The sequence below is a fragment of the Flavobacterium sp. genome (assembly GCF_031409475.1).
In the GTDB taxonomy this organism is placed as follows: domain Bacteria; phylum Bacteroidota; class Bacteroidia; order Flavobacteriales; family Flavobacteriaceae; genus Flavobacterium.
Genome location: NZ_JANNXH010000026.1, coordinates 1 through 6,908, shown reverse-complemented (window position 1 = coordinate 6,908; position 6,908 = coordinate 1). Strand labels below are relative to the sequence as shown.

Annotated in this window: 10 protein-coding genes; 6 read left to right on the top strand and 4 right to left on the bottom strand. The window is 34.0% G+C overall.

What is annotated here, in order from left to right:
• Positions 1 to 243: choice-of-anchor X domain-containing protein (locus RMO53_RS05040; RefSeq protein ID WP_310378622.1), on the top strand; the 243-nt coding region annotated here is incomplete at its 5' end.
• 175 nt (positions 244 to 418) lie between these two features.
• Here RMO53_RS05040 and RMO53_RS05035 read toward each other — a convergent pair.
• Together RMO53_RS05035 and RMO53_RS05030 are read right to left on the bottom strand one after the other, a co-directional pair.
• Positions 419 to 673 carry a hypothetical protein gene (locus RMO53_RS05035; RefSeq protein WP_310378620.1) on the bottom strand — a complete coding sequence of 85 codons (255 nt, stop codon included), beginning with the start codon at positions 671 to 673 and terminating at the stop codon, positions 419 to 421.
• Positions 674 to 736: 63 nt separating this feature from the next.
• Positions 737 to 1,405, bottom strand: coding sequence for a 4'-phosphopantetheinyl transferase superfamily protein (locus tag RMO53_RS05030; RefSeq protein WP_310378618.1), 669 nt, complete (start codon positions 1,403 to 1,405; stop codon positions 737 to 739).
• A 251-nt stretch (positions 1,406 to 1,656) separates the two neighbouring features.
• Between RMO53_RS05030 and ahcY the strand changes: the two genes are divergently transcribed.
• The 5 genes from ahcY (at position 1,657) to RMO53_RS05005 (ending at position 5,947) form a co-directional block, all read left to right on the top strand.
• Positions 1,657 to 2,973: an adenosylhomocysteinase gene (ahcY, locus tag RMO53_RS05025; RefSeq protein WP_310378616.1), complete on the top strand. Its 1,317-nt coding sequence runs from the start codon at positions 1,657 to 1,659 to the stop codon at positions 2,971 to 2,973.
• A 146-nt stretch (positions 2,974 to 3,119) separates the two neighbouring features.
• The gene (locus RMO53_RS05020; RefSeq protein WP_310378614.1) at positions 3,120 to 3,902 is read left to right on the top strand and encodes a hypothetical protein; all 783 of its coding nucleotides are present in this window, start codon (positions 3,120 to 3,122) and stop codon (positions 3,900 to 3,902) included.
• A 164-nt stretch (positions 3,903 to 4,066) separates the two neighbouring features.
• Positions 4,067 to 4,978 carry a cysteine synthase A gene (gene cysK, locus RMO53_RS05015; RefSeq protein WP_310378612.1) on the top strand — a complete coding sequence of 304 codons (912 nt, stop codon included), beginning with the start codon at positions 4,067 to 4,069 and terminating at the stop codon, positions 4,976 to 4,978.
• A 284-nt stretch (positions 4,979 to 5,262) separates the two neighbouring features.
• The gene (locus tag RMO53_RS05010; RefSeq protein ID WP_310378610.1) at positions 5,263 to 5,601 is read left to right on the top strand and encodes a DoxX family protein; all 339 of its coding nucleotides are present in this window, start codon (positions 5,263 to 5,265) and stop codon (positions 5,599 to 5,601) included.
• Positions 5,602 to 5,608: 7 nt separating this feature from the next.
• Positions 5,609 to 5,947, top strand: coding sequence for a DoxX family protein (locus RMO53_RS05005; protein ID WP_310378609.1), 339 nt, complete (start codon positions 5,609 to 5,611; stop codon positions 5,945 to 5,947).
• A 217-nt stretch (positions 5,948 to 6,164) separates the two neighbouring features.
• Here the strand turns inward: RMO53_RS05005 and rpmA are convergent, their stop codons facing one another.
• Complete coding sequence (gene rpmA, locus RMO53_RS05000) at positions 6,165 to 6,425, bottom strand: 50S ribosomal protein L27 (RefSeq protein WP_310378607.1); 261 nt, start codon at positions 6,423 to 6,425, stop codon at positions 6,165 to 6,167.
• 23 nt (positions 6,426 to 6,448) lie between these two features.
• Positions 6,449 to 6,874 (bottom strand): 50S ribosomal protein L21, encoded by a 426-nt coding sequence (gene rplU / locus RMO53_RS04995; RefSeq protein WP_310378605.1) that lies wholly within the window; start codon positions 6,872 to 6,874, stop codon positions 6,449 to 6,451.
• Between the last annotated feature and the right edge of the window lie 34 nt (positions 6,875 to 6,908).

Sequence of the window (6,908 nt, the reverse complement as noted above, 5' to 3'; positions counted from 1 at the left end):
AAAACCAAGTTGACAAATGCATCGCGCGCCTTCTGTTGCGTCCGCAATGACCGTCAACAGCCTTACCGCTATTTGCCGATGTTCGACGATGGAAAACACAATGACGACGCGGCGGGTGATGGGATTTTTGGCGTTGTGATGGATGTTAAAAATATCCAATATTACATCATGGCGGAAAATGAAGAAGCCGTCGGATTGATGCCCGAACGCGCAGGATTTGAGTTTTTGGAAATTAAAAATTAAAAATTTGCCCATTAGAATTAAGTGTTTTAGATTTGTCAAAAATTTTAATAAAAATGAACGGAGCAATTATTTATCGGCGAATGCCATTTTCCATAAACAGTAAGTTCAGTTTCCCTCAAAAAAAGCCGAAAGCCGTTTGACTTTCGGCTTTTTTTAAATTACGGATTTTAATACTTTAAAGGTTTGACAACTTTTGAAAAGTTGTCAAATCTGTTAAATCATTCACCTTTATCATAAAATGAAAATGGTTTCCTAATAAATTATAAGCATAAATCTTGACGTAATTAGACAAGTATTTATCAAACTGACGAATAAAATAGGCGTAATTTTCATCAGATGTAAATAAAGGTTTTCTATCAACTGTTCGATTGTAAACATGATATATTCCATCGTTTTCAAATCGAGTGTAATAATGTTCTTTTTTTGCCATATTTGGTTTTTATTTAGATTTGACAACATGTTTATTTCAGATTTGACAACTTTTAAAAAGTTGTCAAATCTCTTCGAAAGTGTAGACTAAAGTATAGTTTTCGAATTCTTCAAAATGTATTGTGAATTTTTGTTTTAAGTTTTCTATTTCAAGGATAGCGGTTGTTGTTCCGTCACTGATTTCAAATGAATTTACTTGTATGTGGTCTTTGAAACTGATTCCTGGCTCGTTTCGAATCTTGAAGATGGCTTCCTTTGCTCCCCATTTTACCGTTAGTTTTTTTATGTAATCTTGACTGTTTTGGTTTTTTAAACGGTTCAACTCCTTGCTGTTTACAAATTTATCAGCGATTTTTATTATTTTTTCGCGTTGCATTTCGATGTCGATTCCCACTTTTTGATCGCTGATTATTAGTGTCGAAAACTCATGGGAATGGGAGATTGACACTTCGTATTCCCGAAGCTTCGGGAGAGTGTGAGGTACATTTGGATTCAAATATGGTTTTCCTGATTGGTCATAATACAAATCAAAATCTGAATAATTTGCTTGTTGCAATAGCTTTCGAACACTGAGAAAGGCACGTTGATGCAACTGAGATTTCATTCCGTTTAATCGTAGCAAACTTTTTTCGTTCAATTGTACCTCCGCGAACAATTGCTCGTAGGATTCGGTTATTTTCCATACGAGAATTTGGGTTGAAGAATTATAGTTTATCGTTTTGTATAGAGGCATTTATTGATATTGATGTTTTAGCCCTGATAGAAGCGGCATCCTTTTTTTGCGCTTTTTTGCGCAGAAAAAGATAGAGCGGATAGCAGGAAATAGCTCCTAATTGCCCCGCAAACTAGCAATGATATTATTATTTCATTAAAATTCAAAAGATTACGGTATTAAACAATTCATAAATAGTACTAAATGCTTTTTAAATTATAAAGTTATTACGTAAATTTGCAAAAAATTTTATAATTACAAATATACTATAAATGAGTACAGCAACTATGCCTTATGTGGCTTTCAAAGTAAAAGACATTTCTCTTGCGGCTTGGGGAAGAAAAGAAATCGAACTAGCCGAAGCTGAAATGCCAGGTTTAATGGCACTTCGTGCAGAATACAAAAACGAACAACCGCTTGCTGGTGCTCGTATTGCAGGATGTTTGCATATGACGATTCAAACTGCGGTTTTGATTGAGACTTTAATTGCTCTTGGTGCTGAAGTTACTTGGAGTTCTTGTAACATTTTCTCAACTCAAGATCAAGCTGCTGCTGCAATTGCTGCTGCTGGAATTCAGGTTTATGCTTGGAAAGGTTTGAACGAACCTGATTTTGACTGGTGTATTGAGCAAACCTTATTCTTTGGCGAAGACAGAAAACCATTGAACATGATTCTTGATGATGGTGGCGATCTGACCAACATGGTTATTGATCGTTTCCCAGAATTGGTTGCTGGAATCAAAGGATTGTCAGAAGAAACTACTACTGGTGTGCACCGTTTGTACGAAAGAGTAAAAGCAGGAACTTTGCCAATGCCAGCAATAAACGTAAACGACTCAGTTACTAAATCAAAATTTGATAATAAATACGGTTGTAAAGAATCTGCAGTTGATGCAGTTCGACGTGCAACTGATATTATGTTAGCTGGAAAAAGAGTAATCGTTTGTGGTTACGGTGATGTTGGAAAAGGAACTGCAGCTTCATTTAGAGGTGCTGGTTCTATTGTAACGGTTACTGAAATTGACCCAATTTGTGCGCTTCAAGCGGCAATGGACGGATTTGAAGTTAAAAAATTGGCGTCTGTTATTCCTACTGCTGATATTGTAATCACTACAACTGGAAATAAAGATATCGTATTAGAAAGTAATTTCCGTGCTATGAAAGATAAAACGATAGTTTGTAACATCGGACATTTTGATAACGAAATTGATATGGCTTGGTTGAACGGAAACTACGGGAACACAAAAATTGAAATTAAACCACAAGTGGATAAATATACTATTGATGGTGTTGATATTCTAGTACTTGCCGAGGGTCGTCTAGTAAACCTTGGTTGTGCTACAGGTCACCCTAGTTTTGTAATGAGTAATTCATTCACCAACCAAACCCTAGCTCAAATCGAATTGTGGAAAAATAGCGCGGCTTACAACAATGACGTGTATATGTTACCAAAACATTTGGACGAAAAAGTAGCTATGTTGCATTTAGAAAAACTAGGTGTTGAATTAGAAACTTTGCGTAAAGACCAAGCAGATTATATTGGTGTAGCGGTTGAAGGTCCATTTAAACCGGAATATTACAGATATTAGTATTAAGAAATTAGTATCAAGTATTAAGATAGAACCCTTGCAGAAATGTGAGGGTTTTTTATGCTAAATAAATGTTGTTTTTACATAAATTAGCAAAAGAATATAAACTTAATAAATAATACAGTATCAGTTTAAAATATTAAAACATGAACGACCCTATTGTTGAATCACTTAATTACATTTTAAAAACATCCGATGAAATTTCGTTTGACAATCCTCCAATATTAGAAGAAGAATTTACTTCATTTAAACTTAGACTAGAGAATGGATCTTTAAATGTTGAGATAAAGAATAATTGCGCAACAGAAGATCAAGCACGTTCATTTGTTGACCCTTATTTAAAAGCATGGGAGCTTGACTATTTCTTAACTTTTGGACGCAAAGAATTTTGGTTTGAATTTATTAATTCTAAAATTGTGGACAGAAACCCAACTATTGTTGAAGGTTCAAATACAGTACGCGTAAATATTAGTGCATCGATTATCAGTTTTTCGGGCCTATCAGCAACAGTACATGTTACAAGAAATAAATATCCATTACCTCCAAAAAAAATAAAATATTCGCCAGACGTTGAAAGTCTAATTAAAAGGGTTGAAGGTTTTCAAAACGGAAAAGAACCTCTTCTTAGTATGGCATATTTTTGCCTTACAATTATTGAATCAAGTGCTGGGTCTAGAACAAAAGCGGTAGAAAAATATTCAATCCGTAGAGATGTCCTTAATAAGCTTGGAGATTTAACTTCTGAACGAGGAGATAAATCGGAAGCTAGAAAAGTTAAAAACAGATTGTTTTTTGAACCATTGACCATGCCTGAACAAAATTGGATTATTGAAACCATAAAACTTCTAATTAGGAGAAAAGCTGAATACGATTTTGACCCAGACGCTACATTTCAAGAAATCACAATGGGCGAATTGCCTGCTATTTAAATATCTATACAAATTTCTATTTGTAAATATTTAATTTTATATTCTCACAAAAAGTCTAGGAGTTTTTTCTTTCCAAACCAATTTATTCCGCTCTGTTTTTTTACGTAAATTAGCCATTGCTTTATAAAGTATAAAATACGATTCAAATCATAACATTAACAGATATGAAAGCAAAAAGCATTTTAGAAACCATAGGAAATACTCCAGTGGTTCAAATCAACAAGTTGTTTGGAAACAGCAAAGAAGTTTGGATTAAATTAGAAAGAACGAATCCAGGAAACAGCATCAAAGATAGAATTGCTTTAGCGATGATAGAAGATGCCGAAAGTAAAGGCTTATTGAATGCTGATAGTGTGATTATAGAACCAACTTCTGGAAACACTGGAATTGGTCTGGCATTGGTAGCCGCTGTCAAAGGATACAAAGTGATTCTAGTAATGCCCGATTCAATGAGTATAGAACGCCGAAAATTAATGGAAATTTATGGCGCTGAATTTGTGCTTACGCCTCGCGAGATAGGGATGAAAGGCGCTATGGCAAAAGCTGCCGAATTAGTCAAAGCAACACCAAATGCTTGGTCTCCAAAACAGTTTGAAAATCCAGAAAATGTTGCCATTCACGAAAAAACAACCGCACAAGAAATTATTGCAGATTTCCCTGATGGATTAGATTATGTAATCACAGGCGTTGGAACAGGAGGACACATTTCGGGTGTAGCAAAAGTATTGAAAGCTAAATTCCCTAAAATAAAAATAATTGCTGTTGAACCAGAATTATCGCCTGTATTGAGTGGCGGAACTCCAGGACCTCATCCTTTGCAGGGAATTGGAGCTGGTTTTGTTCCAGCTAATTATCATAGCGACTTGATTGACGAAGTAATACAAGTAAGTAAAGACGAATCTTTTGAATTTACCAGAAGAATTGCTAAAGAAGAAGGAATTCTTGTAGGAATTTCAACTGGTGCATCATTGGCGGCAGTGGCTAAAAAACTAAAAACTATTCCCGACGGAGCAGTTGTCCTGACTTTCAATTATGACACAGGTGAAAGATATTTGTCTATCGAAGGGTTGTTTTAATTTTATATAATAATCCACAAATTAAAAAAACTTATAGAATATAGTTTGACTTATCTTTTCTTATCTCTCATTCCCAACTTCCACAGGATAAGGTTGGGACAACACAATTAAATCAACATCAATTCTCAACTAATAAATTAATAACGGAATCATTATAATCTAAGTTTATGGTATATTTGAAATAATTATAACCTGTTCGGGGTAATTAATTAAAGAATAACTAACAAATTAAACCTAATAAAAAGTCCTATTTAAACAAAGAAACCAACTTTAATCCTAAGACTATGAATATTTACACTATTATTGCCCAGCTAGTAATCGCCTTGTCTGTATGCTATGTTTGGATTTTTAGGTTTAACAACATTGTTGCCGAATTCAAACACTACGGTTTATCTGATTTGACAAGAAACGCCGTAGGTGCATCAAAAATTGCCTTGTCAACCTTGTTAATAACGGGAATATGGTTTCCTGAATTAGTATTTATACCGTCACTTATGATGGCTTTTCTAATGGTAAGTGCACAGTTTTTTCATTTTAAAGCAAAAAACCCTTGGTCTAAACATTTTCCCTCTCTATTACTTTTGGCATTATCCCTTTTTGTGGCACTGTATGCATCCAAATAATTAAAATATGAATTTCTTAACTGTACTTATTTTCTTTTCGGCAATCTCTTTTCTTTTCTACGGAATCGCTTATTTTGTCTCTACAAATATGAAAAATGAATTCAAACGATTTGGTCTTGAAAAGTTTGGAACATTAACCGCTGTTTTAGAATTGACAGGAGCTTTTGGCCTATTTATAGGCTTTCAGAATCATACCGTTTTAGCTCTTGCTTCATCTGGGTTAACTTTGTTAATGCTTCTTGGTGTAGGTGTAAGAATAAAGATGAAAGACTCTTTATTAGTTTCCTTACCTGCTTTTTTTTACTTTCTACTAAATGCCTATATTTTATATAAAACCTTGGAATAAATCAATTTCTAGTTAAATTTTTATTAATAAAAACTGCGTATTTCACAAATAAAAATTAATATATATTTCAACTTCTACCTCAGTTAAAGTAAAAAAACGTTTGCATAGAACAAATTCATAATTTATGCCTATCATTTTAGATACAATATGAATTTTAAAAACAAAAAACCCGTTCGCCTAGGCGAACGGGTTTTCTAATAATATAAAATCTTTATGATTATGCTTCGAAAGGAAGTATAGATACATACGATTTATTATCTCTTTTCTTTTGGAAGAAAACAACTCCATCTACTCTTGCGTGTAGGGTGTGATCTTTACTAATGTAAACATTTGCACCTGGATTATGTTTTGAACCTCTTTGTCTTACGATGATGTTCCCAGCAATTGCAGCTTGACCACCAAAAATCTTAACACCTAAACGTTTTGATTCTGATTCTCTACCATTCTTGGAACTACCGACACCTTTTTTGTGAGCCATGACGTATTAGTTTTATTTTGTTATTATTCTACTGTATCTTCTTTTTTAGCTTTTGGAGCTTTTTTTACTTTTGGAGCTTCAACTTCTTCAGTTGCAACTTCAACAGTTTCCTTTTTTGCAGCGACTTTTTTAGGAGCTGATGCTGTAATACCTTCGATTACAATTTGAGTAAGATACTGACGGTGTCCATTTCTCTTTTTGTATCCTTTTCTTCTTTTCTTTTTGAAAACGATAACTTTATCTCCTTTTAAGTGTTGTAACACTTTGGCTTCTACTGAAGCACCTTCTATAGCTGGGGCGCCTATTGTGATTGTACCGTTGTCGTCTAACAAATAAACTTTGTCGAAAGAAACTTTAGTTCCTTCTTCATTTGTCAAACGGTGAACGTAAACCTTTAGGTCTTTGCTAACTTTGAATTGTTGCCCTGCTATCTCTACGATTGCATACATAACAAATTGTTTTATAAATTTTTAAGGTTGCAAA